The 24646-nt window shown below is 60.2% G+C and carries 21 protein-coding genes; 11 read left to right on the top strand and 10 right to left on the bottom strand.

Annotated elements, in window-relative coordinates; all coding sequences use genetic code 11:
- The first annotated feature begins 87 nt into the window (after positions 1-87).
- Positions 88-999, top strand: a complete 912-nt coding sequence (locus AC1DUP_RS00460; protein WP_113299806.1) for a LysR family transcriptional regulator — start codon at positions 88-90, stop codon at positions 997-999.
- Between the two features lie 239 nt (positions 1000-1238).
- Here the strand turns inward: AC1DUP_RS00460 and AC1DUP_RS00455 are convergent, their stop codons facing one another.
- A complete protein-coding gene (locus AC1DUP_RS00455; protein WP_477831810.1) occupies positions 1239-2141 on the bottom strand; it encodes an SDR family oxidoreductase in 903 nt (300 codons plus the stop codon).
- Between the two features lie 82 nt (positions 2142-2223).
- Complete coding sequence (locus AC1DUP_RS00450; protein ID WP_477831809.1) at positions 2224-2964, bottom strand: SDR family oxidoreductase; 741 nt, start codon at positions 2962-2964, stop codon at positions 2224-2226.
- Between the two features lie 121 nt (positions 2965-3085).
- On the opposite strand from AC1DUP_RS00450, the gene AC1DUP_RS00445 reads away from it, so the two are divergent.
- Together AC1DUP_RS00445 and AC1DUP_RS00440 are read left to right on the top strand one after the other, a co-directional pair.
- Positions 3086-4000, top strand: coding sequence for a LysR family transcriptional regulator (locus AC1DUP_RS00445; protein ID WP_477831808.1), 915 nt, complete (start codon positions 3086-3088; stop codon positions 3998-4000).
- A 19-nt stretch (positions 4001-4019) separates the two neighbouring features.
- Positions 4020-4340 (top strand): hypothetical protein, encoded by a 321-nt coding sequence (locus AC1DUP_RS00440; protein WP_113299810.1) that lies wholly within the window; start codon positions 4020-4022, stop codon positions 4338-4340.
- A gap of 21 nt (positions 4341-4361) precedes the next feature.
- Here the strand turns inward: AC1DUP_RS00440 and AC1DUP_RS00435 are convergent, their stop codons facing one another.
- Positions 4362-4682, bottom strand: a complete 321-nt coding sequence (locus AC1DUP_RS00435; RefSeq protein WP_477831807.1) for a hypothetical protein — start codon at positions 4680-4682, stop codon at positions 4362-4364.
- An 83-nt stretch (positions 4683-4765) separates the two neighbouring features.
- Here AC1DUP_RS00435 and AC1DUP_RS00430 point away from each other — a divergent pair, with 83 nt between their 5' ends.
- A complete protein-coding gene (locus tag AC1DUP_RS00430) occupies positions 4766-5380 on the top strand; it encodes a DNA-3-methyladenine glycosylase (protein ID WP_113299812.1) in 615 nt (204 codons plus the stop codon).
- 79 nt (positions 5381-5459) lie between these two features.
- Here AC1DUP_RS00430 and AC1DUP_RS00425 read toward each other — a convergent pair whose 3' ends face one another.
- From AC1DUP_RS00425 to AC1DUP_RS00415, 3 genes are read right to left on the bottom strand one after another with little or no spacing between them, the layout of a single operon-like run.
- Positions 5460-7001, bottom strand: coding sequence for a DHA2 family efflux MFS transporter permease subunit (locus AC1DUP_RS00425; protein ID WP_115034204.1), 1542 nt, complete (start codon positions 6999-7001; stop codon positions 5460-5462).
- A 5-nt stretch (positions 7002-7006) separates the two neighbouring features.
- Positions 7007-8230: an HlyD family secretion protein gene (locus tag AC1DUP_RS00420; protein WP_113299814.1), complete on the bottom strand. Its 1224-nt coding sequence runs from the start codon at positions 8228-8230 to the stop codon at positions 7007-7009.
- On the bottom strand, positions 8223-8687 hold the full coding sequence (locus AC1DUP_RS00415; protein ID WP_113299815.1) for a MarR family transcriptional regulator: 465 nt from the start codon (positions 8685-8687) through the stop codon (positions 8223-8225). The genes AC1DUP_RS00420 and AC1DUP_RS00415 overlap by 8 nt, the downstream gene beginning before the upstream one ends.
- Before the next feature lie 490 nt (positions 8688-9177).
- On the opposite strand from AC1DUP_RS00415, the gene AC1DUP_RS00410 reads away from it, so the two are divergent.
- Both AC1DUP_RS00410 and AC1DUP_RS00405 read left to right on the top strand, forming a co-directional pair.
- Positions 9178-10353, top strand: coding sequence for an efflux RND transporter periplasmic adaptor subunit (locus AC1DUP_RS00410; RefSeq protein ID WP_113299816.1), 1176 nt, complete (start codon positions 9178-9180; stop codon positions 10351-10353).
- Positions 10350-13529, top strand: a complete 3180-nt coding sequence (locus AC1DUP_RS00405; protein WP_113509565.1) for an efflux RND transporter permease subunit — start codon at positions 10350-10352, stop codon at positions 13527-13529. The genes AC1DUP_RS00410 and AC1DUP_RS00405 overlap by 4 nt, the downstream gene beginning before the upstream one ends.
- A 104-nt stretch (positions 13530-13633) precedes the next feature.
- Here AC1DUP_RS00405 and AC1DUP_RS00400 read toward each other — a convergent pair whose 3' ends face one another.
- The gene (locus AC1DUP_RS00400; protein WP_113299826.1) at positions 13634-14410 is read right to left on the bottom strand and encodes a metallophosphoesterase family protein; all 777 of its coding nucleotides are present in this window, start codon (positions 14408-14410) and stop codon (positions 13634-13636) included.
- Between the two features lie 162 nt (positions 14411-14572).
- Between AC1DUP_RS00400 and AC1DUP_RS00395 the strand changes: the two genes are divergently transcribed.
- On the top strand, positions 14573-15697 hold the full coding sequence (locus tag AC1DUP_RS00395) for an acyl-CoA dehydrogenase family protein (RefSeq protein ID WP_477831806.1): 1125 nt from the start codon (positions 14573-14575) through the stop codon (positions 15695-15697).
- Positions 15698-15762: 65 nt separating this feature from the next.
- Here AC1DUP_RS00395 and AC1DUP_RS00390 read toward each other — a convergent pair whose 3' ends face one another.
- Positions 15763-16224, bottom strand: a complete 462-nt coding sequence (locus AC1DUP_RS00390; RefSeq protein ID WP_007815103.1) for an RrF2 family transcriptional regulator — start codon at positions 16222-16224, stop codon at positions 15763-15765.
- A 207-nt stretch (positions 16225-16431) separates the two neighbouring features.
- Positions 16432-17220, bottom strand: a complete 789-nt coding sequence (locus tag AC1DUP_RS00385; protein WP_477831805.1) for an SDR family NAD(P)-dependent oxidoreductase — start codon at positions 17218-17220, stop codon at positions 16432-16434.
- 164 nt (positions 17221-17384) lie between these two features.
- Between AC1DUP_RS00385 and AC1DUP_RS00380 the strand changes: the two genes are divergently transcribed.
- On the top strand, positions 17385-18152 hold the full coding sequence (locus AC1DUP_RS00380) for a TIM barrel protein (protein WP_477831804.1): 768 nt from the start codon (positions 17385-17387) through the stop codon (positions 18150-18152).
- A 38-nt stretch (positions 18153-18190) separates the two neighbouring features.
- Here AC1DUP_RS00380 and AC1DUP_RS00375 read toward each other — a convergent pair whose 3' ends face one another.
- Complete coding sequence (locus tag AC1DUP_RS00375) at positions 18191-19246, bottom strand: LacI family DNA-binding transcriptional regulator (RefSeq protein ID WP_113509561.1); 1056 nt, start codon at positions 19244-19246, stop codon at positions 18191-18193.
- A 184-nt stretch (positions 19247-19430) separates the two neighbouring features.
- On the opposite strand from AC1DUP_RS00375, the gene AC1DUP_RS00370 reads away from it, so the two are divergent.
- The 3 genes from AC1DUP_RS00370 to AC1DUP_RS00360 all read left to right on the top strand — a co-directional run bounded on the left by AC1DUP_RS00370 (position 19431) and on the right by AC1DUP_RS00360 (position 24645).
- Positions 19431-21356, top strand: coding sequence for an ABC transporter substrate-binding protein (locus AC1DUP_RS00370; RefSeq protein ID WP_477831803.1), 1926 nt, complete (start codon positions 19431-19433; stop codon positions 21354-21356).
- Between the two features lie 87 nt (positions 21357-21443).
- Positions 21444-23552: a family 10 glycosylhydrolase gene (locus AC1DUP_RS00365; RefSeq protein ID WP_477831802.1), complete on the top strand. Its 2109-nt coding sequence runs from the start codon at positions 21444-21446 to the stop codon at positions 23550-23552.
- 106 nt (positions 23553-23658) lie between these two features.
- Positions 23659-24645: an ABC transporter permease gene (locus AC1DUP_RS00360; RefSeq protein WP_113509558.1), complete on the top strand. Its 987-nt coding sequence runs from the start codon at positions 23659-23661 to the stop codon at positions 24643-24645.
- Position 24646 lies beyond the last annotated feature (1 nt).

Genomic DNA, 24646 nt, shown 5'->3' with positions numbered 1-24646 from the left:
TTCAAATCGGGGAATAAGAAGCGATATCGCGATAACACTATTCCAAATCCCGAACAATGTTGCAACGCAAACTGCGGAATTGAACCGATGGATCAGCTCTCGGCAATGCGCGTCTTCATCCGCGTGGTGGAGACGGGCAATTTCACCCGCGCCGCCGACATGCTCGCCATGCCCAAGGCGACGGTGACCAATCTCATTCAGGGCCTGGAAGCGCATCTGCGCACCAAGCTCCTCAACCGCACGACGCGCCGGGTCATGGTGACGACGGACGGTGCCCTCTATTATGAACGCGCCGCACAGATCATTTCCGAACTGGAGGAACTGGACGGCAGTCTTTCAAATTCCCAAAGCCTGCCGACGGGACGGTTGCGGGTAGAGATGGCCGGCGCCTTTGCCGACTCCATCATCGTGCCGGCGCTTTGCGATTTCTACCTGCGTTATCCCGATATCCGCATCGACCTCGGCGTCGGCGACCGCACCGTCGACTATCTCGCCGAAAACGTCGACTGCGCGCTGCGTGCCGGTACGCCCGCCGACCAGTCGCTGATTGCAAGACGCGTTTCGGAGATCGAAATGATCACCTGTGTCGCACCCCTCTACGTCGAGAAATTCGGCCTGCCACAGCGGCCGGAAGAACTTGAAACGGAACATTATTCCGTCAATTATTTCCGAGCTCAGAACAATCGCACGGTGCCTTTCGAATTTCGCAAGGACAATGAGGTTGTCGAGGTAAATCCGCGATACATCGTCTCCGTCAACGACAGCCGCACCTACATGACAGCGGCGCTCGCCGGCCTCGGCCTCGCCCAGATCCCGGTCTTCATGGCGCGTGGACCGCTCGCAAACGGCGAACTGGTTCAAACCCTGACGGAATGGACCCGCGAGTCGCTGCCGCTCTACGTCGTCTATCCGCCGAACCGGCACCTCAGCAACAAGGTCCGCGTCTTCGTCGACTGGCTGGTGAAACTGCTGGCGGATGCGAATCTCAACGCCCGTTGAAAAACTCACCCTCAAAAAGAAAGCGGCCCGTGATGGGAGGGATAACCATCACGGGCCTTGATCTGATGTCTGAAACTGAAGGCCTGTCGCGCGCAGGGAAGGCGCGGCAGGCCCTGGAGTGGAGGTCAGGAGGCTGGCGGCAATCTGCCGTCCACCTCCGTCTAAGCTGATATAGGTGCGCTTAGCCGGATAGTAAGGGGCAGCGCCCAAGAGATCGTTCACAACTTTGCGACAGCCGGTTATCTCTTGATAGCAGGCTTCAGCAGATCCTCGATACCGATGCGGCGGAAGAGTTCCGCACGGACACGATCGGCGACGCCATTGACGATCTCCGCACCGTCTTCCGATGGATCGATATGGGTGCGGAACGGCCGCTTGCCGAAGGGCATATTCACCACATCGACGATGGCGGTCGCGACGGAGTCGGCATCCGCATCGGCAGGTTCGAGAGAGGCGAGGCCCTTCAGCGCCTGTTCCGGCAGCCCCTTGTAGGGACCTTCGTCATATTCGGCGGCGCGAGCCTTGTCGGCCGGCGAGCCGGAATGGGCGAAGTGGTTCGTGCCCTTGGTGAAGGCGCCGGGAACGATGATTGCCGTTTCGATGCCCCAGCGGGTCAGTTCACTCGCATAGGAGACGGCAAGCGAGTCCATCGCCGCCTTGGCAGCGAAATAGGGAGCAAGGTACGGAGGCGTGCCGCCGCGGGTGCTCGAGGAGGAAACCCAGACGACCAGGCCTTTGCCCTGCTTGCGCAGGTGCGGAAGCAGGGCGCGGTTCACCCGCTGGGTCGACAGCACGTTGATATCGAAAAGCTCGGCATATTGTTCCGGCGTGAAAGCTTCGGCCGGGCCGAAGGACATATGGCCGGCATTGTGGATGATCGTATCGATATGGCCTTCGGCAGCGATCACCCTGGCGACACCGGCTTCGACGGAGGCATCGGAGGCGACATCCAGTTCGACGGCTTTCAGTTCTACGCCGTTTTCCTTCGAGAAGGCCTCGACTGCCTCGACCTGCGGCCTGTTGCGGCCTTCGGTTTCGCGCATCGAGGCATAGACAGTGTAGCCGGCCTTGGCGAGCGCGCGGGCAGTAAGGGCGCCGAAACCACTGGAAGCGCCGGTGATGACGATGACTTGCTTGCTCATGATCCTGTTCCTTCTGGAAGAATTGGGTTGCTTGAAAGAATACGGGGAAAGAGCGTGGCGGCGCGCCGCCACGAAACCTGTCTCAGACCATGCCGCCATTGGCGCGCAGCACCTGACCGTTGACCCAGGCCCCATCGGGCCCGGCGAGGAAGGCAACGACAGCAGCGATATCCTCAGGCGTACCGAGACGTTCGAGCGGGTTTGCCTTGGCAAGGCGGTCGATCAGCTCGTCGGACTTGCCGTTGAGGAAGAGATCAGTGCCTGTCGGGCCGGGAGCGACCGAATTGACGGTGATCTGGCGGCCGCGCATCTCCTTGGAAAGGATGGCGCTCATCGTTTCGACGGCGGCCTTCGTAGCGGCGTAGATGCTGTAGGTCTCCGGCTTCAGCCCGACGACCGAGCTCGAGAAGTTGATGACCCGGCCACCGTCACGCAGGCGCTTGGCGGCCTCGCGCAGGGTGTTGAACGTGCCCTTGAGGTTGACGCTGATCTGGCGGTCGAACGTGGCGTCATCGACATCGGCAAGACGGGAAAGCAGCATGATGCCGGCATTGTTGACGAGCACGTCGACACCGCCGAAAGCGGCCTCTGCGGCATCGAACATGCGGCGCACGGCGTCCGCATCGGCGACGTCGGCCTGTGCCGTCAGCGCCTTGCCGCCGGCCTTTTCGATCTTCTGTGCCAGTTCTTCAGCAAGAGCTGCATTGCCCGAGTAGTTGATGACGACGGTAAAACCGTCCTTTGCGAGACGTTCAGCGATCGAAGCTCCGATGCCGCGGGAAGCGCCGGTAACGAGAACGACCTTGTTTTGATTGGCAGACATTTTTCTTTTCCTTTGCTTCGGCGCCACAGCGCCCCTTCGATGAGAAGAAGATGCCTCTTTCTATCGCGCGGATAATCAGCCATTATTCGGCATCACTATCCGGGAAATACGAACAAATAAAATGGACAGATTCGATGCCATGCGGGTTTTCTCCCGCGTCGTGGAGCGCCGCAGCTTCACGCTTGCGGCCGAAGATACCGGCCTGCCGCGCTCGACGGTGACGGATGCGGTCAAGCAGTTGGAGGCCCGCCTCGGCGTGCGCCTGCTTCAGCGCACCACGCGCCACGTTAGCCCGACGCTCGACGGCGAAGCCTATTACCAACGCTGCCTGTCGATCCTCGCCGATATCGAAGATGCCGAAGGCGCCTTCGCCGGCGCCAAGCCGAAAGGCCTGCTGCGGGTCGACGTCCACGGCACGCTTGCAAGGCATTTCGTGTTGCCGAGCCTGCCCTCCTTTCTGGAAACCTATCCAGACATCGAATTTTACATGAGTGAGGGTGACCGGCTGGTGGATCTGGTGCGCGAAGGCATCGACTGTGTGCTGCGCGTCGGCACTCCGCAGGACAGCGACATGGTTGCGCGTCGCGTCGCCATGCTCGACGAGGTCACCCTCGCCTCACCGTCCTATATCGCCGCTTTCGGCACGCCCGACCATCCCGACAGGCTGGACGCGCACCGCATGGTCGGCTTCCGCGCAACCGGCAGCGCAGGCCCGCTGCCCCTGGAATTCATCGTCGACGGCAGTGTCCGCAATATGAGCATTCCCGCGACTGTGACCGTCAATGCCGCGGAAAGCTACATTTCCGCTGCCCGCATGGGCCTCGGCATGATCCAGATCCCGCGCTACCACGCCGAACAGGATCTTGCCGCCGACACTCTTGTTGAGGTGCTCGCCGATTTTCCGCCCACGCAGACACCGGTCTCGCTGCTCTATCCGCGCAATCGCCAGCTTTCGCCGCGCGTACGCGTCTTCATCGACTGGCTGGTCAAGGTCTTCGCTCGACAAAACCCCGAAAACGCGGTTCACTCATATTAGCATTTTCGGAGAAAGAAATATGGCAGTCAGCGATATCATCGTCTACCAGACGGATGAGGGCTTCGTCGTCGAATTCGGTGGCGAGGGGGAGGACAGGATCGCAGTCACACTGCGCAATGCCCCCGATCTCACACATGACAATGCTATCGCAAGGGCGAAGGCACTTCTCACCTCCGCATTCGAGCCTGCTCATGGCGACGGCGCCCGCAACAAGGATGCGGCATTGCTCGAAGAAGAACTTCAGGAAGGCCTCGAGGACTCGTTTCCCGCAAGCGATCCTGTTTCCGTTACCGTTTCCTCCATCCCGATGCGCGACCCGAAGGCCGGTCACAAGATGTGAGCATCAAGAGGCTGTCCTCGGTCAGACCTGTGTCGAGATGATATTGTCGACCCGGACCTGGCCGCGCACGACGCCGCGCTCGGTGATGTCGGTGCTCGGCGCTTCCTCGATAACGGTGTAGAGTTTCTCGTTGCGAAAAGCGCTCGCCATCTTCGTCGACTTGTCCTCTGCCGGCGAACCGTCGATTTCCAGAAAATCGAGTTCAGTCTCCGCCGCGACGACACGTGCATCGCCGGACGTCAGCGCGGCGACGACGACCTCTCCGTGGGAAGGTGCGAGATCCCAGTGGGGGTCATCAGGGGCAGCGGCCGGCACCAGCCGATAAAGCTTGAGACCGTCCATGTTCCATCTCCTTGCTATTGTTGGCTTGCATTCGAAACGCCGGCCGGCGAACCATTGTTCCGGGTGGCGGATCGGCAAAGGGGATGCTATCGGCAATTCCCATGACGACAGAAATGATTGATGGCGCGATCGGCGCCGGCCCGCTTGCCGGGGAGAGCCTGCGCCATTTCTTCGAACGCGATGCGATCGAGGTCGCCCGCGACCTGCTCGGCTGCCACCTCACGGTCAACGATACGGGCGGGCGGATCACCGAGACGGAGGCCTATTATCCAGACGACGAAGCCTCTCACAGTTTCCGCGGCCCGACGAAGCGCAACGGCGCCATGTATGGCCATCCCGGCAACGTCTATATCTACCGCATCTACGGCATGTACTGGTGCCTGAACTTCGTCTGCACACCGGGTTCGGCGGTGCTGATCCGCGCGCTGGAGCCGGAAATCGGCCTGTTCGGAATGATCGAGCGACGTGGGACTGATGTCCTGACCCAGCTCTGCAGCGGCCCCGGCAAGCTCTGCCAGGCGCTTGATATCGACATAACCATCAACGACCGGATGCTCGACCATCCGCCCTACGCGATCTCACCGTCTGCGCCCGTCCCCATCGTCTCCGGCAAACGTATCGGCATAACGAAAAATGCCGAAGCACCGTGGCGCTTCGGCATTCAGGGATCGCGATATCTGAGCAAGCCGTTTCGTTAGAGCAATTGCAGCAAAGTTTGCAGCGGTTTTGCGTCCGGAATTGCGTGAAACCGAGAGCTCTGGACGAAGGCGTGCAAACTCATTCCATGACGGCACTGTGGTCGATTGCCGGCGCGGCCCTCGGCTTGCGCAGCAGCAGCACCAGCGGCATGACGGCAAGCGACATCAACATCAGCAGTTTGAAGTCATCCATATAGGCGATGATGGTCGACTGCAGCGTGATGACGTCGTTGAGCGCCGCGCGGCCGACCGCCGTCAGTGGGCTGAGGCCTTGCGCCGCCGTGGCATTGAAAGCGTGGTTGAACGGCGTCACATAGGCCGCGATCGACTCATGATTGCTCTGCGTATTCTCGACGATCAGCGCCGCGACGATGGAGATGCCGACCGAGGAGCCGATGTTTCGCGACAGATTGTAGAGGCCGGTTCCGTCGCCGCGCATCTGGGCCGGCAGCGTCGCAAAGGCGATCGTCGTCAGCGGCACGAAGAGGAAGCCGAGGCCCGCCCCCTGGATGAAGCCGACCGACACGATCGTCCACTGCGAGACGTCAGGCGTCCAGCCGGTCATGTCGTACATCGCCCAGGCCGTCAGGCCGAGGCCGAGCAGCAGCAGCCAGCGCGTATCTACCTTGCCGATCAGCCGACCGACGATGAACATGCAGAGCATGGTGCCGAGGCCCCGCGGTCCCATAACGATGCCCGCGGTGATGACCGGATAGCCCATCAATGTCTGCAGATAGGGCGTCATCAGCGCCAACGAGGCGAGATAGGTGATGCCGATCACGAAGATGAAGATCATGCTGACGGTGAAATTCTGGTCCAGGAACAGCCGCGGATTGACGAAGGATTTCTCCGCCGTCAGCGTGTGCACCAGGAGCAGGTAGAAGGCGGCAGCACAGATGATCGCCTCGACCACGATCTCGCCGGAGGAGAACCAGTCGAGCTGTTCGCCGCGGTCGAGAAAAAGCTGCAGCGAGGCGATGAACAGGCTCATCATCCCGAAGCCGAACCAGTCCAGCTTGGCGAGCGCATCCCTCTTCGTCTCCGAGACGAAAATGACAATGCCGGCAAAGGCGAGCGCGCCGATCGGAATGTTGATGTAAAAGACCCAGCGCCAGCTGATATTGTCCGTCAGCCAGCCGCCGATGACAGGACCCAGAACCGGCCCGACCATGACCGAGACGCCGAAGAGGGCCATGGCCGAGCCGCGCTCCTCGACTGTATAGATGTCGAGAAGGATGCCTTGGGAAAGTGGGACCAGCGAAGCGCCGAACAGGCCCTGCAGCAGGCGGAAGGCGACTATCTGTGGCAGCGACTGCGCCAGACCGCAAAGGATCGAGGCGATGACAAAGCCGACGATCGCAGTCAGCAGCACGCGCTTGCGGCCGAACTTGGCAGCAAGGAAACCCGACGGCGGCGTCATGATCGCGGCCGCGACGATGTAGGAGGTCAAAACCCAATTGATCTGGTCGGCGGAAGCCGAAACACTGCCCTGAATATAGGGCAGCGCCACGTTGGCGATCGTCGTATCCAGCGCCTGCATGATGACGGCCAGGATGACGCAGGCCGTGATCGCGCCGCGATTGGCAACCGGGGTTGCCGGTGATGCTGGAGCAGTGCTCATGGCCGTTACTCGGGGCTCTTGCCGTGGCCCAGAAGGTTGTTGACGAAATCAGGCAGGCCGCGCGCATGGCCGGTATCGACATCGACGACCGTGCTCATGCCGACGCGAAGCGGCGGCTTGCCCTGGGAATCGTCGATGCTGACGCGCATCGGAATGCGTTGCACGACCTTTACCCAGTTGCCGGTCGTATTCTGGGCCGGCAGCAGTGAGAAGGAGGAGCCCGATGCCGGGCTGATGCTCTCGACCTTGCCCTTCCACATCACGCCCGGATAGGTATCGACGTAGATATCGACCGACTGGCCGGGCTTGACGTAAGTGAGCTCGGTTTCCTTCGGGCTTGCGGCGATCCACAGATGCGAGGTCGAAACCAGTGAGAAGGCCTGCTGCGAAGCCTGCAGGTAGGAGCCGACCTGCAGCGCGTTCACGTTGGTGACGATACCGTCGAAAGGCGCCTTGACGACGCTGTGGTCGAGCTCGCGCTGGGCGTTGTCGACCTGCGATTTGGCCTGCAGGTAGAGCGGATTTTCCTCGACCGGCTGGTCGGCATTGCCGCCGAGTTGGGCAAGCGTCGTTGCAGCCTCCGCCTTGGCGACGGAAACCTTCTGCTGCGCGGCCTCGAGATTGTGCTTGGCTTCATCATAGGCCGACTGCGTCGCGCTGCCATTGTTGACGAGATTTTGCTGCCGGTCGAACTGATCCTGATAATAGGGCAGATCGGCTTGGGCCTGCGTGATCTCGGCAAGCGACTGCTGGTAGCTGGCCTTGAGGTTCATGATCTGATTGCGCTGCGCTCCGAGTTGTGCCTTGTCGCCATCGAGCGCGATCTTGAAGGAATCCGGTCGCAGGCTGAAGAGCACCTGACCGGCCTTGACCTGCTCGTTCTCATGCACGTTGATTTGCTCGACAAGGCCGGAAACGTCGGTCGTGATGCCCACCATGTCCGCCTGGAGATAGGCGTTGTCGGTCGACATGATCTGACCGCCATTGACATAGTAGTAGCCACCGACGGCGAGCGCCACAGGCAGTAGGGCAAAGAGGACGGGTCGGGTGAAGCTGCGCCGGCGGCGGACCTTGTTGCCGCCAGGCGCAGCCACCGCGGCAGCCGCGGGCGCTGAATTGGATGAAGGCGCCTCAGCCACCGTTTCCGGTTGTTGGGGAATTTCTTTTTCTTCGACAGGGTTCTTGGCGTTCGCGTCGGACACGACACGCAGGGGGGATTGGTCAGCCATGTTTCGTCTCATTATCGGCGACCGGAGACCGGCACGCCTGCACCAGGTTCGTCTTCATTATGGATAGGGTGTGGAAAAGCTGCTCGCGCTGTTCGGGCGTGACGCTTTCCAACGCTTCGCCGCGCGTCACGTCGCCGATCTCACGCATTTCGGCGAGAATCGGATGAGCTTCCTCACGCATGTAAAGCAGCCAGATACGCCGGTCCGTGGGATGCTGACGGCGTTCGACCAGACCGCGCTCGGCAAGCTTGTCGAGGATGCGGACCAGCGTAATCGGCTCGATTTCGAGGATTTCGGCAAGCCCGCTCTGATGGATGCCCTCATTGTTGGCGAGATAGGCAAGCGTCTGCCACTGAGACCGCGTCAGCCCAAGGTCCTTTGCGCGCTGCTCGAACCGCTTGCGAAGCAGACGGGCAACGTCGTGCAGAAGAAAACCGAGTGTTGGATTGTTGGTCATATACCTTCGCCGGTAAGTAATAAGCATCCTTATGATATCGGTAGATATATTGAGCACGGGCGTTGCACAAGGATGCACACGCAAGATTCCGCATCTGCGGCCAAAATGCCGCAGCCCACGATAAGCAGAGCTTTCGATATGGCTTTTGAAAGATTGAAAGGTGACCGGAGGTTTGCTTGACCAACACCCGGAAGCAAGCTCCGGTGAAAGCTGATGCCTGGAAACCCAAACCGGTTCAATCAATTGGCATTTGCAATTTTTTGATTCTCCCGTTTATAGTCTCTCTTCAGAGGGTTACGGAGAAGCAGATCTCTCCCTCCGGTTGTTTTCGGGGTGCTGACTTGCACCTGTCATCTTACGGCAGCCGCACATGGGTAAGTTCGGACTTAGGACGAAGGCTCGGTGCTTTCGTCTCCACAGCAGGCATGGACAGCGCATTCAAGCATAGGTTCAGGCGGCTGCGATATGCCGCCCGCAACGGGGGACTGGCATGGCTAATTCGCTTCGACAGACATTGGCGCTCGGCTGCTTTGCGGCCTTCTTGCCACTCATCGCCCAGGCGCAGCAGGCGGCCGCTCCCCCGCCCGTCACCGTTGCCAAGCCCGTCATGCGCGACGTGGTCGATAATGATGAGTTCATCGGCCGTTTTGAACCGGTCGATGAGGTCTCCGTCCGTTCGCGTGTCGGCGGCTACCTTCAGGAAATCGACTTCACCGACGGCGCTCTGGTGAAACAAGGCGACCGGCTCTTCGTCATCGATCAGCGGCCTTTCGTAACCGCGCTCAATCAAGCCAACGCCGCGCTGGAAGCGTCGAAATCGGCTCTGGTCTTTGCCGATGCGCAATATAAGCGCGCCCAGTCGCTTGCTTCGAGCGGCAGCCAGTCGGCGCAGACGCTGGACGATCGCCGCCGCGAATTCGATTCCGCCCAGGCCAATGTCCGCGGCGCACAGGCTGCATCCGATCGTGCTACTCTCGACATGGAATATACCGAGATCACCGCGCCGCTCAGCGGCCGTATCGACCGCCGCCTGATCTCCGCCGGCAACCTCGTGCAGACCGACCAGACCGTGCTCACGACGATCGTTTCACTTGACCCGATCGATTTCTATTTCGACGTCGACGAACGCCGCCTGCTGAATTTCGCCGATACGGCACGCAAGCTGGGCAAGGATCTCCAGCAGGGCGGTGGCGGCCTTGATGTCATGGTCACCATCTCGGATCCCAATGCCAAGCCATTCAAGGGGAAACTCGATTTCGCCGAGAACCGGATCGACAACGAGAGCGGCACGATTCGTCTGCGTGCCCGCTTTCCCAATCCCGATCTCGTCCTTCAGCCCGGCCTATTCGGCCGCATCCAGGTCGAAGCCTCCAACACCTATCAGGCCATTCTCGTCCCCGACGAAGCCATCGGCTCGGACCAGAATGAGCGCGTCGTTTACGTCGTCGGCGCAGATGGCACGGTTTCAACCAAGCCCGTGAGGCCCGGTCCCCGGCTCTACGGCTACCGCGTCATCCGTGAAGGCCTCGACGGCACCGAGACGATCGTCGTCAACGGCCTGATACGCGCCCGGCCCGGCGCAAAGGTCACGCCTCAGATGACCGAACTGCCGAAGGAGCGGACGGACGCTCCGCCGGAAACCGCTGGTGCGGAGAGCGGACAATGAGATTTGCTCATTTCTTCGTAGACCGGCCGATTTTCGCGGCCGTCATCTCGATCGTTCTCCTCGTCGTCGGCAGCATCGCCTATACGCAGCTGCCGGTCTCCCAATATCCGGAGATCGCGCCGCCGACCATCGTCGTGCGCACCTCCTATCCGGGCGCCGATCCGCAGACGATCGCCGATACGGTTTCGACCCCGCTCGAACAGCAGATCAACGGCGTCGAAGACATGCTCTATATGTCTTCCTACTCCAGCGCCGATGGCGCCATGTCGCTGACGATCACCTTCAAGCTCGGCACCGATCTCGACAAGGTCCAGGTTCTTGTCCAGAACCGCGTTTCCATCGCCCTGCCCCGCCTTCCCGAGGAAGTCCAGCGGCTCGGCGTGACCACCGATAAAAGTTCGCCTGACCTGATGATGGTGGTGCACCTGCTGTCGCCCTCGCACCGCTATGACCAGCTCTATGTCTCGAACTACGCCCGTAACCGCATTCGCGACACTCTCGTGCGCCTTGACGGCGTCGGCGACGTGCAGCTCTTCGGCGAGCGCCAGTATTCGATGCGAATCTGGCTGGATCCGGAAAAGCTCTCCGCCTACGGCATGACGTCAGATGACGTCGTTGCCGCGCTGAGAGACCAGAACGTCCAGGTATCGGGCGGCAAGATCGGCGCCCCACCCGTTACCGGCAAGAATGCCTTCGAATATACGGTGCGAACGGACGGACGCTTCTCGGACGTGCGCCAATTCCGCTATGTCATCGTGAAATCGACGACCACCGGCCGGCTTGTGAGCTTGCAGGATGTCGCTCGCATCGAGCTTGGCGCGCAGGACTACGTCACCAACAGTTATCTCAACAATGACCCCGCAGTCGCGCTCGGCATCTTCGCCCGGCCTGGAACCAATGCGCTGGATACTGCCCATCAGATCCAGGGGATCATGAAGGACCTGTCGCAGAATTTCCCGCAGGGTCTGGAGTACCGCATCGTCTATGATACGACCGAATTCATCTCGGATTCGATCAATGAGGTCTACAGGACCATAGCCGAGGCGGCGATCCTCGTGGCGATCGTCGTCCTCGTCTTCCTGCAATCCTGGCGAACTGCCCTCATTCCGATCATCGCCATCCCCGTATCGCTGATCGGCACCTTCGCCGTGCTGCTCGCCTTCGGCTTTTCGCTCAACATGCTCACCTTGTTCGGTCTCGTGCTGGCGATTGGTATCGTCGTCGACGATGCGATCGTGGTGGTGGAAAATGTCGAGAGAAACCTGGCGCGCGGCATGACCCCGAAACAGGCCGCGCATGTCACGATGGACGAAGTCGGAACCGCGGTCGTCGCCATCTCGCTGGTGTTGATCGCGGTGTTCGTGCCGACGGCGTTCATCCCCGGCATTTCCGGCCAGTTCTACAAGCAATTTGCGGTGACGATATCGGTCACGACGGCAATTTCCGCATTGAATTCACTGACCCTTTCGCCTGCGCTCGCAGGCATTTTGCTCAAAACCCATGATCATGAGAGCAAGCGCAAGAATATCTTTTCCCAGCTGGGAAGCAGTCTTGCAAACGGCTTCAACCGCGGCTTCGATCGAATGAGCTCCGGCTATTCCTGGATCGTCCGGCATCTGGTCAGCAGCTGGGTCGGATTGACCTCTTCGCTCGTCGTCTTCGCCTGCCTGCTGGGCGCGACCTGGTATATGGGGCAGAAGGTTCCTTCCGGCTTCATCCCCACCATGGACCAGGGTTACGCGATCATCGTCATCCAGCTTCCGGACGGCGCATCGCTTGCGCGTACCGACGCCGTCGTCAAGCAGGTGGGCGATATCGCCCGAACGGTGCCCGGTGTCGGCAATGCCGTGCAGTTTGCCGGCTTCAGCGGGGCAACCTTCACCAACGCCTCGAATGCCGGCGTCGTCTTCGTCCCGTTCAAATCCTTTGCCGAACGTGAGGAAGGCGGCGAGACCGCCAACAAGATCATTGGCGAGCTTTACGGCAAGCTGCAAAGCATCCAGGAAGCCTTCATCATTGCCATCCCGCCGCCATCGGTGCGTGGCGTCGGCAATTCCGGCGGCTTCAAGATGCAGATTTCGGATCTTGAAAACGCGGACATGACACGCGTCCTTGGTCTGGCTCGCCAGATGATGGGTGCCGCTGCAACGACCGAGGGGCTGACCGGCGTCTTCACCACGTTCTCGGATGCAAGTCCGCAATATTTTCTCGCAATCGACCGCGACAAGGCACGTTTCCTCAACGTGCCGATTCCCAATATCTTCAACGCACTTTCCATCAACCTCGGCGTTGCTTACGTCAACGATTTCAATGCGTTCGGGCGCGTCTACCAGGTTCGCGCCCAGGCCGACCGGCAATATCGCATGGACAGGGATGACATCCTCGCGCTGAAGGTTCGATCGGCAACCGGCGCGCTGGTTCCGCTTGGCACCCTGATGGATATCCAGGATTCCAGCGGTCCGGCGCTTGTCCAGCGCTACAACATGTATGTCTCGGTACCGCTTCAGGGTAATCCCACACCCGGCACATCGACCGGCGACGCAATCAAGAAGATGGAAGCGCTGGCGGCGCAGATCCTTCCGCCGGGAACGACGTTCGAATGGACGGAGCTTGCCTATCAGGAAACCCACACCGGCAATACCGCCGTCTACATCTTCGCCCTGTCGGTGATCTTCGTCTTCCTTGCGCTTGCGGCACAATATGAGAGCTGGGTCCTGCCTCTGGCGATCATCCTTATTGTCCCGCTCGCAGTGCTCGCCGCGTTGATCGGCGTGTGGCTCCGGGGAATGGACAACAATGTCCTGACACAGATCGGCCTGATCGTGCTGATCGGCCTTGCTGCCAAGAACGCCATTCTGATCGTCGAGTTTGCAAGACAGGCGGAAGAAGAAGGAAAAAGCGTCGTGGATGCCGCAATCGAGGCAAGCCATCTTCGTCTGCGCCCGATCCTGATGACGGCCTTCGCCTTCATCTTCGGCGTTCTGCCGCTAGCCATCGCCACCGGTCCCGGTGCTGAAATGCGCCAGTCGCTCGGCACCGCCGTGTTCTCCGGCATGCTTGGTGTAACGATCTTCGGCCTGTTCCTGACGCCGGTCTTCTACGTCGTGCTGCGCCGTTGGCGCAAAAAGCCGGCAGAAGTGCCGGCTCAAGCCGATGCTGAGGAAAATGCCGCCTAGAGCAATTCCAGCAAAAGTGCATTGCGGTTTTGCGTCCGGAATTTCGTGAAAACAAAGAGATAGAGTATTTTCGTGTTTCGAGGAAAACGGGAATACTCCAAGGCTCAGGTGGAGAAGAGGTGAACCTGCCCCTGCCAGAAGCGGGCAACGGAAAGCCTGCCGCTCCTGAAGGCGCGGGTATCGAGGTTCAGCCGCATCGGCTGCACATCCGGCTGGTCGGCCGGCGTATGTCCGTGCACGACGAGTTTCGGCAGCGTCAGCGGGCTTTCCAGGAAACGCTGGCGAATGAAGGCCAGGTCGTCGTCGGCCTGCTCTTCGAGCGGCACGCGCGGATCGATGCCCGCATGCACGAAGACGACATTGGGCGTGTCGAGCATGATCGGCAGGGAGCGGATGAAATCGATGTGCGTATGCGGCAGAGACTGACGGATGAAGCCGTCGAGCTGCGCACCGGAGCGGAAAAGCAGCGGCAGGTGATCGGGATCGAGACCGTAGGATCTCAGAAGTTCGGCGGCGCCCATGGTCATCCAGTCGTCATAGGATGCCCAGCCGTCGATATAGTCGAGCATGACGATTTCATGATTGCCGGCAAGGCAGATGCGTTCGAATCCATCAGGCGCCGGATCCATGAGATGGCCGATGACATGCGCCGATTGCGGGCCACGATCGATATAATCGCCGAGCATGACGATGAGCTTGGTGCCCGGCAGATGCTCCGCATCGCGCGCGATCGCCTCTTCGGCCTTCTGCAGCAGATCGAGACGCCCATGCACGTCGCCGATGGCATAGGTCGGAATTTCGGTTATATCCATGCTCACGCGCGGGCGCGGCTGACGTCCAGCCTTCGAACCCTCGCGGCTTCGTGCAAGAGAATCGCTCATCATCATTCCTGATCAGTTGGCCGTCCCCTAACGATAAGTAGAGCATACGGCAAGGCGATCAAGCTGGTAAGAAAATTCAGCCGGCCGGGCTTTTGTGGAAAAACCGGCCTTACGCAAGCTGATGCAATCGCGCACTTTTTTAACATTAGGAAAGAGTGGCAGATGGGCACCATATCGCAGTTACACGACAATGTGCGCCCTCCGGCGCACCGCATCGAGACCGAGGAAGAAGCCGTTTCCACGGCGCGCGAGCTTGCAGCCACCTTTCGCCGGCAGGCAAGCGAGCGCGACATCAACCGCCTCATGCCCAATACCGAGCTCGACACGCTCTCGCAATCCGGCCTGACGGGGATCACCGTCCCCCCGGAATATCAGGGGCTTGATGTTTCCAACGCCCTGCTCGCCGAGATCATCGCCATTATCGCCGAAAGCGATGCCTCGATCGGCAACGTGCTGGTAGCTCATTTCCGCGTGCTGGAGGGGCTGCGCAACCAAACTTCGGAAGAGCTGAAAAGCACCCTCTTTGCCCGCGCACTGGACGGCGATCGTTTCGCCGCTGCCCGTTTTGCCGATCAGGCAAGCCTTACTGCCGAAAGCTCCGGCTTTCGCCTGGCAGGCCGGTCGGAACAGGCCGCCGCCATTCTTTTCTCCGACTGGATCGCTGCAGCAGCGATCGATCCCGGCGGCCGCAGGGTAACGCTCCATCTCCATCGTGACGGCGACGAACTGCAAGCGGTGGACGATTGGGACGCCTTCGGCCTGCGCACCAACGGCACGGCAACGCTGATTGCCGCTAAGCTGCATGTGAATGCCGATACCGTCACCGCTGCCTTATCCGGCGATCACACCACGGAAAAATCCTTGGGTCTTCTGCTGCAGGCAGCCGTCTGCCTCGGTATCGCCCGCGCCGCCTTTTCCGACCTGCTTGTCATGGCGAAGGAGCCCTCTACCCTTTTCGGCAAGATCGGCGAGCGCGCCATCCGCACCGAAACCGCAACCGGCGCGCTGGAACAGGCCGGCCGCAAACTGGATATTGCCCAGGTAAGCCCTGCCGAGGCAGCCATGGCGGAGGCCTATTTCTCCGCCTCCTCCGCCTGCCTAACAGCAACCGAGCTGGCGCTGGACACGGCAAATGCCCTCTTCGAACTAGCCCGGGGTGCCACCGGCAGCATCGCGCTCAACCTCGACCGTCACTGGCGCAACGCCCGCATCCACGACATGGCGATTCAGCGCGAGCCGCTACTGAACGCAGCAGGCGCGCATATTCTGAAAATCAGGGAAAGCTGAAGCACTTCCAGTAGAAGTGCGCCGCGGTTTTGCGTCCGGAATTGCGCGAAAACGAAGAGAGCGGATCAGCTCGCGGCAGAAACCGGCACCTTTTCCTCGACCGTTTCGATGCCGCCACCGGCAACGAACTGCTCGAGCGTCATATTGTCGAGAATGGCGGCGATCGCGTCCCGGACTTCGGTCATCGAGCGCCGCACCTGACAGGTCTCGGGATCGGCACAGTCGTCGCACGCCTCGTAAGCCGTGCGGCTGGCACAACGGATCGGCGCAAGCGGCCCATCCAGCGTGCGGATGACATGTCCGATGCGGATGTCCGATGCGGGCCGCGACAGCGAATAGCCGCCGCCCGGCCCCTTTTTCGATCGCAGGATGCCGACATTGCGAAGCTCCAGGAGGATCGTATCGAGAAACTTCTTCGGGATATTGTTGCGCGAGGCGATATCGTTGATGAAGGCGGTCTCGCCCGGCGCCAGCCGCGCCAGATCAACCAGCGCCTTCAACCCGTATTTTCCCTTTTTCGTCAACATGTGGATCGCCCTGCACTTTGCGGCATTATGCTTCTGTAATAGCAGGCAAATAGAGTCAAAACCATGAAGAGACAACAAAATAACCAGTTTTTATAGGCTACATAAGCAATATGTTGCCGTAAAACCGCGCTTCAGAGTTTCCTGAACCTTGCAGGCCTCCAGAAGATGGTCTCGCACCGCCAATCGATGCGAGACCGGAAGCCCCGTCTAGACCGTTTTCAGCATGCCGCCATCGACGAAATAGGTAGAGCCGATGCTGTAGCTCGCTCGGTCGGAGCAGAGGAAGACGAAGAAATTCGCCAACTCCTCCGGCGTGCCGAAACGCTTGGACGACGCATGTTCATCCGCCACACTCTGCAAGTAACCCTCCCAGTCGCCGCCGGTCTCCGCCGTCAGCTGCTTGGCAGTCTTGATCCAGTCAGGCGTCAGGATGAGGCCGGCATTGACGCAGTTGACGCGAATGTTTTCCTTCACCAACTCAGTGGAGAGCGTCTTGGAAAACATCATCAGCGCTGCCTTGGTGACATTGTAGATCGGCTCGTACCAGAGCGGCTGCACTGCGCAGATCGAGGCATTGTGGAGGATTACGCCGCCACCGCGTTTCATCATCTGCGGCGCGATGCCGCGCGCAAGCCGCACGGCCGCCATAACATGCAGATCCCAGTAATCCTGCCACTTCTCATCCGGCGCTTCCATGACAGTCTCGTTGGAGCCGGTGCCGGCGTTGTTGATGAGAATATCAGCCCCGCCACGTTCGGCTGCCGCCGCAATAATCGCCTGCGTGCCCTCGACGGTCGCCACATCGCTCTCAACGGCGATGGCGCTGACGCCATATTTATCGGCAATGCGGGCAGCTTCAGCATCCAGCCGCTCGAGTCCCCGTGCCGACAGCACGAGGTTGGCGCCTTCAGCCGCCAACCCTTCGGCGATGGCAAGCCCGATGCCGACGGAGCCGCCAGTGATGACGGCGGTCTTTCCCTTCAATCCAAGATCCATGAAATCCTCCCAATCCGGCCGGCAGACCCGGTCGATCCACCAACTCTTCCGGCATTGGTTCTGCCCGTCAAGCCGTGACGGAAAATCATCGGCACCAGAAGCCGATCCCTCTTGCCGCAGGCAGCGATCTGTCGCATGCCTACGGCATAGTGGAGGAATTTTTCGTGCGACTTTATTCAGCATGCATCGAATGGCTGTTTGCCGAAGACGGCGATCATTTCGCCGATCGCATCCGCCGCGCCCATGTCGCCGGCCTCAAGGCCATCGAATTCTGGCGCTGGACGGATAAGGACCTCGACGCGATCGAAGCCGCATTGAAGGAAACCGGCCTCAAGGTGACGAGCCTTGTCGCCGAGCCGATGATCGCGCTCACAAACACCGCCAATCGCGAGACTTGGCTGAAGGGCCTTGCCGATTCCGTTGCCGTCGCAAAACGCCTCGGCGCGCCGGTCCTCATCGCGCAGGCGGGCGACGACCTTCCAGGCTTCACGCGGGATGAACAGCGAAAGGCACTGACGGAAACGCTGCGAGCCGGCGCAGAGATCCTCAACAGCAGCGGCGTACGTCTCGGCGTCGAGCCGCTCAACATCCGCATCGACCATATCGGCTATTTCCTCGATTCCACCCGCGAAGGGCTCGATATCGTCGATAATGTCGGCCGCCCGGAAATCGGCATCGTCTACGATATCTACCATTCCGCCGTCATGGACGAGCGCACTGAGGATGTTCTGGCCGGTCGCATCGATAGCGTCTTTCACGTCCATGTCGCCGACCATCCCGGCCGCAACGAGCCCGGCACCGGCACGATCGATCTTGCCCACCGCCTGAACTGGATCTTCGCCAACGGTTATACCGGCGCTGTCGGACTGGAATACAAGCCGACGAAGCCGGGCGCGGATGCAGTTAAGGCAGCGATTGCAGCCCTGGGCTGACGGTCGCCGTCAGCTGCTACCCGGCAGAATCAATCTGATCACTTCACACGTGCACTGAACTCAACTGGTTCCGATTCCCGCTTTGCCGGATCGATCGCCGCCGGCACCTTGCACGGACCTGCGGAGCGACGCTCGACAATGCGCGAGGCAACCATTATCCGCCGGGCAGGCATGCCCGGCAGGCGCGGATTTTCGATCCGCTCCAGCAAAAGCCGAAGGCCTACCGCCCCGCATTCCTGCCCTTCCATCCGTACCGTCGTCAGTGGCGGCGATATCTGCGTAGCGGGCGAAAAATCACCGAAACCGACGACGGAAACATCGTCGGGAATGCGATAGCCCTGCCCCAGTAACTCCGAAACCACAGTCAAAGCCAGGCCGTCATGGGCGCAGAAAAAGGCCGTTGGGTGTATGCCCTTCGCCTTAAGATCCCGGAAGGCTTCACCGAAGCCGATCTGCTCATCGAAGCGCAAGACATGCAGCGAAACGTCTTCGCAGCGCTCGGCGATCTCCCGCGCGCCGTAGAAGCGCTCGCGCCGGCCACGGAAACCGGGCGTGCCGTTGACATAGACGATCGACCGATGGCCGAGTTCGATAAGATATTGCAGCACCGCCTGCCCCGCCTCATGATCGGTCCCGGTGACCTGATCAGCCTGCTCCAGCGGATCGACCCAGCCAAAACGCACGACAGGGATTCCGGTTGCCGTCGCCGCCACGATCGCCTCGCGGTCATGCGGACCGACGAGCAAAAGCCCGGCACAGGAATGTGCCAGCTCTTCCAGCTGGCCGGGGCTATGGGTCCAGCGGATACGCAGCGCCATGCCCAGCCGATGCGCCTCGCGCTGCAGGCCGTTCTGAACCTGCATGTAGAGCTCACTGTTGACGGCATCGAGATCGTGGAAAACGACGGCAATATCACTCGTCAGCGACTGGCCTGCAGGACGTGTATAACCCAACCGTTCGGCGGTGGCGCGGATCAGCGCACGCGTCTCGTCGCTGACGCCGCTCTTGCCTGCCAGCGAGCGCGAGACCGCATACTTCGAGAGGCCGACCTCCCGCGCGATCGTCTGTAAGGTAACTCGCCCCCTGCTTCCCACTTTCCACCTCGATGTTTCATCCGGAATTGAGGCGTTTCGCTACACCGCCCATACCGGAATTGCAAATTCTCGCACTAACAAAACATAACGCTTTACCTAACAATATCCAAATGTATTCTTTCCGTTATCCCAACCTGAAAGCAAAAATAACGATAAGGGTTGCGGATTTTTGGAGGAGAACCCTATGATCAAGCTGAAACGTCGTGCGTTTCTGGCCGGGACTTCGGCCGTTCTGATCTTGCCGGCCCTGCCGGCTTTCGCCGCCGACTACAAGGAAGCGGCCATTCTGAAAGACAAGGTTTCAAGCGGCGCGTTACCGGCCCTGAAGGATCGGCTGCCGGAAAATCCGCTCGTCGTCAAACCGGTCGAAAGTGTCGGCAAGCATGGCGGCGACTGGAATATGGCGCTCGTCGGCGGCGGCTCGCTGTCCATGCTGTTCCGCTATCAGGCCTATGAACCACTGCTGCGCTACACGCCCGACTGGTCCGGCGTGACGCTGAACGTTGCCGAAGCCTTCGACGGCAATGCAGATTCCACGGAATATACCATCCGCCTGCGCAAAGGCATGAAGTGGTCGGACGGCCAGCCCTATACCACTGCCGACGTGAAATTCTGGTACGATACTATTCTCACGGACAAGCGGGTCGCCGTGAACGGCCAGGGTCACTGGAAGACATCAGGCAAGCCGGCCAAGCTCGAAATCGTCGACGAACAGACGTTTAAAGTTATCTTCGCGAAACCTAACGGTATGTTTCCGTTGCAGGTCGCCTGGGCCAATAGTGACCACACGACGCGCTGCCCCAAGCATTATCTCGAGCAGTTCCATATTGACTACAATCCGAAGGCCGACGAGCTCGCCAAACAGCGCGGCTTCGAGACCTGGATCGCCGCCTTCCAGTCCGCCTCCGGCTTCCAGGATGACAATGCCTTCTTCCTGAACTCCTCGAAGAAGCCCTGCCTGCACGCCTGGATGTTTACGACTGCGCCCGGCGAGAATACCGAACGCGCCGTTGCCGAACGCAACCCCTTCTACTGGAAGGTCGATACGGAGGGTAACCAGCTCCCCTATATGGATCGCATCGTCTATCAGATGGTCGCCGATCCGCAGGTGCTGCTTTTGAAGGTCATGCAGGGCGAGATCGACCTGATGGACCAGTACATCGCAACACCGAACAACAAGTCGGTGCTCTATGATGCGCGCGAGCAGGGCAAGTATGATTTCTACACGCTGACTTCGACCGAAGCCAACGTGATGAACTTCATCTTCAACCTCAACCACAATGACGAGACCAAGCGAAAACTCTTCCGGAACAAGGATTTCCGTGCAGCGCTCTCCATGGCGCTCGATCGCCAGTCACTGATCGACGCCGTGCTCGTCGGCCAGGGCGCCCCTGCCCAGCCATCGATCAAGCAGGGTGATCCGCTCTACAACGAGCAGCTCGCCACGCAGTTCACGAGCTACGACGTCGACAAGGCAAACGCCATGCTCGACACGATCATCCCGAAACGCGACGACCAGAACTTCCGTCTGGACGACCAGGGCCGCCGCCTGACGGTGATCTTCGAAATCGACCAGGCACGCGCCGTCTTCCTCGACCTCTTCCAGCTGGTCATCCCGATGTTCCAGGCAGTCGGCATCGATGCGCAGATGCGCACTATGGACCGCTCGCTCTGGGAAACCCGCGTCCGCCAAGGCCGCGATTTCGATGCGACGGCCCACCAGTTCGGTGCGAACGGCGGCGTCGCTGCCATGCTCGACCCGCGCTACTACGTGCCGACGGATTCGAACGCCATGTACGCTCCGGCCTGGCAGCTCTGGTATCTCGACCGCAACAACGCCAATGCGGAAGAGCCCCCGGAAGAGACGAAGAAGCTGCTCGAGCTCTACGACAAGCTGAAGGCGACCTCCGATCCCGCCGGCCAGCAGGAGATCATGAAACAGATCCTGCAGGGTGCTGCCGACAACTTCTATGTCTTCGGCATTTCCCAACCACCGGATGGCTACGGCGTCGTCAAGAACAACATGAAGAACATCACCAAGACCATGCCGAATTCCTTCGGCTGGCCGACCCCCGCTCCCACCATGCCGGAGCAGTTCTACAAGGTCTGATGACCTGCAAAATGATGACGCATTCAAGGCGCCGGCTTTATCGGCCGGCGCCAAGGCCCCTCTTTTGCCAATGATTGGATGAAGACGATGCTCGACGCCAGAAGACAGAATACCGACACGCTGCGCACGCCGGACTGGTTCAAGACCGCAACGCGCTGGACCCAGCTCACCTTCGTGGAAGACGATCCGGAAAAATACGATCCGGCCTTCTGGGTCGATGTCTTCAAGCGTACGAAATCGAATGCCGTCTGCCTCAGCGCCGGCGGCTACATCGCCTATTATCCGAGCGAAGTCCCTTATCATTACGTCAGCAAATATCTTGGTGATAAGGATATATTCGGCGCGCTGGTCGATGCCGCCCGCAAGCTCGACATGCATGTCATGGCGCGAGTCGATCCGCACGCCATCCATGACGATGCCGCCAAAGCCCATCCCGAATGGGTGATGATCAATGCCGATGGTACGCCGCGCCGTCACTGGGCCTATCCCGATGTCTGGGTCACCAATGCCTATGGCGACTACAACACCGTCTTCATGCCCGAAGTCGTCAAGGAAATCGTCCGCCAATACGATATCGATGCCGTCTTCGCCAATCGCTGGCAGGGCCACGGCGTCGACTATAGCGAAGACAGCGCACGCCGTTTCAAGGATATGTTCGGCCACGCCCTGCCGAAAAAGGCGGATGCTGATGATCCCGCCTGGCAGGCCTGGCTGCAATGGCGCCGCCGCGTGCTGACTGACATGATCGCCCAGTGGGACGATGCGGTCAAAGCGATCCGCCCGCATGCGAGCTTCATCCCGAATATGGGCGGCGCTTCACTGATGGAATTCGACCTTTCGGTCATCGCCAAACATTGCCCCTTCCTCGTTGTCGATCATCAGGGCCGCAAGGGTCTCGAACTCGGCTGGTCTGCCGGCCGCAACGGCAAGCGCATCCGCGCCACCTTCCCCGATCGCCCGGTCGTGCTCATCACGTCGATCGGCCCGGAAGAAGAATATCGCTGGAAGGATGCCGTCACCTCCGGCGAGGAAATGCAGCTCTGGATCAATGACGGCACGGCCCATGGCCTCTATGCCTGGTTCACCAAGTTCAACGGCGTCGTGCCGGATAAGCGCTGGGTAGAACCGGTCGCCGACGCCTTTGCACTGCAGGCAGCCGTCGAGCCGGTTCTCGAAAGTATGCAGCCGACAGCCGAAATCGCCGTCGTTGATCCTTCGACCACCCTTCGCCACTGGGCGCCGGAAGAACGGCACAATGCCGAGAAGCACGATCTCGGTTTCTACCACGCGCTCGTCGAAGCCCGCCTGCCCTTCGAGCTTCTCTCGGATCAGGTTCTGACCAAGGAAAATCTCGACCGTTTCAAGGTAATCATCCTCGCCAACGCTTCCTGCCTTTCGGATGCGCAGAACGAGGCGATCCGCGCCTATGTCGAACGTGGCGGCAGCGTCGTCGCTTCCTACGAAACCTCACTCCGTGATGAATTCGGCAAGAAACGCAACGAATTCGGCCTTTCGGATGTACTGGGCGCCAAGTTCGTTTCCGGCCCGCGCGGTATTGTCAAGAACACCTATGTGGCACTGTCAGGCGATCATCCTGTCAACCAGGGCTATGAAGGCGCCGAGCGCATCATGGGCGGCACCCGCCTCATCCATGCCAACGCAACAGGCAATGCGACGACACCCTTCCTCTATGTGCCAGATTTCCCGGACCTGCCGATGGAGGAAGTCTATCCGCGCAAAGCTCCTGAAGGCGCCGGCGTGATCGCCCGCGAAACCGGCAAGGGCGGCCGCACGGTCTATATTCCCTGGAATATCGGCGAGATCTTCTGGGAAGTCTTCGCCGTCGACCACGGAAAGCTGATTGCCAATGCCGTCAACTGGGCGCTCGGCAAGACCTCGCGCGTCACGGTCGAAGGTCCCGGCGTCATCGATATGGCACTGCGCGACAGTGCCGAAGGTATCGCGGTCAGTCTCTTCAACCTCACCAACCCGATGATGATGAAGGGGCCGATACGCGAAAACTACCCTCTGGCGGCTCAGACGGTTTCAGTGGAAATTCCTCAGGGCAAGTCGGTCGCCAAGGCATGGCTCACCGTTACCGACCGCGCCGCAAACTTCAGCGTCAAGGATGGCCGCGCACAGGTGGAAGTGCCTGATATCGAGCGGCTGGAGGTTCTGCACCTCACCTGGAAATGAGGTGTCGAGACAAGGAGGAGGTTTTCGGCCTGGAGGGGCCGAAAGCGGATGGAGATCCGAAGGAAGCGCCTGACCGGGCGCTCTCAACGGGAGGAGAAACATTCCGATGCTTGGCTATATCTTCAAGCGCGTGCTCTACATGATCCCGACCCTGTTCGGCATGTCGCTGATCTCGTTCCTGATCATCCAGCTGCCGCCGGGTGATTACCTGACCTCGATGATCGCGACGATGAGCGACAGCGGCCAGGCTGTCGATCCGGCGCAGATCGAGCGGCTGAAAGAGATCTACGGCTTCGACGACCCCTTCTATATCCAGTATCTGAAGTGGATATGGGGCATTGTCAGCCGCGGCGATTTCGGCTGGTCCTTCGAGTGGAACCAGCCCGTCTCCGGTCTCATCTGGGCACGCATGGGTTCAACGCTGGTGATTTCACTCCTGAGCCTGCTCTTCGTCTGGGTCGTCGCCCTGCCGATCGGCATCTATTCGGCCGTACGGCGCCACTCGATCAGCGACCACGTCTTCACCTTCTTCGGCTTCATCGGCCTTGCGGTACCGAACTTCATCCTGGCGCTGACATTGATGTATGTCGCCTATCGCTACCTCGGCCAGAGCGTCGGCGGCCTCAACTCCCCCGAATTTGCCGAAGCACCCTGGAGCCTCGCCAAGGCAGGCGATTTCCTCGCCCATCTCTGGATCCCCATTATCATCATCGGCGCATCGGGCACCGCCGCCATGATTCGCATCCTGCGCGCCAACCTGACGGACGAGCTGCACAAGCCCTATGTCATCACCGCTCGCGCCAAGGGCCTGCCGGAATACAAGGTGATCCTCAAATATCCAGTGCGCATAGCGCTGAACCCCTTCGTCTCGGCGATCGGCTGGGTGCTACCCCATCTCGTCTCCGGCGTGACAATTACCGCCATCGTCCTGAACCTGCCGACCGCAGGTCCCCTGCTTTTCCGCGCGCTGGTCTCGCAGGACATGTATCTCGCCGGTAGCTTCATCCTGCTGCTCTCGGCACTCACCCTCGTCGGCATGCTCCTGTCGGACCTGCTGCTTGCGCTGCTCGATCCGCGCATCCGGTTCAATTGAG

This window comes from Rhizobium sp. 01L419 (genome assembly GCF_056400025.1).
Note: the sequence above shows the minus strand (reverse complement) of the source record. Positions and strands in the feature narration are given on the sequence as shown.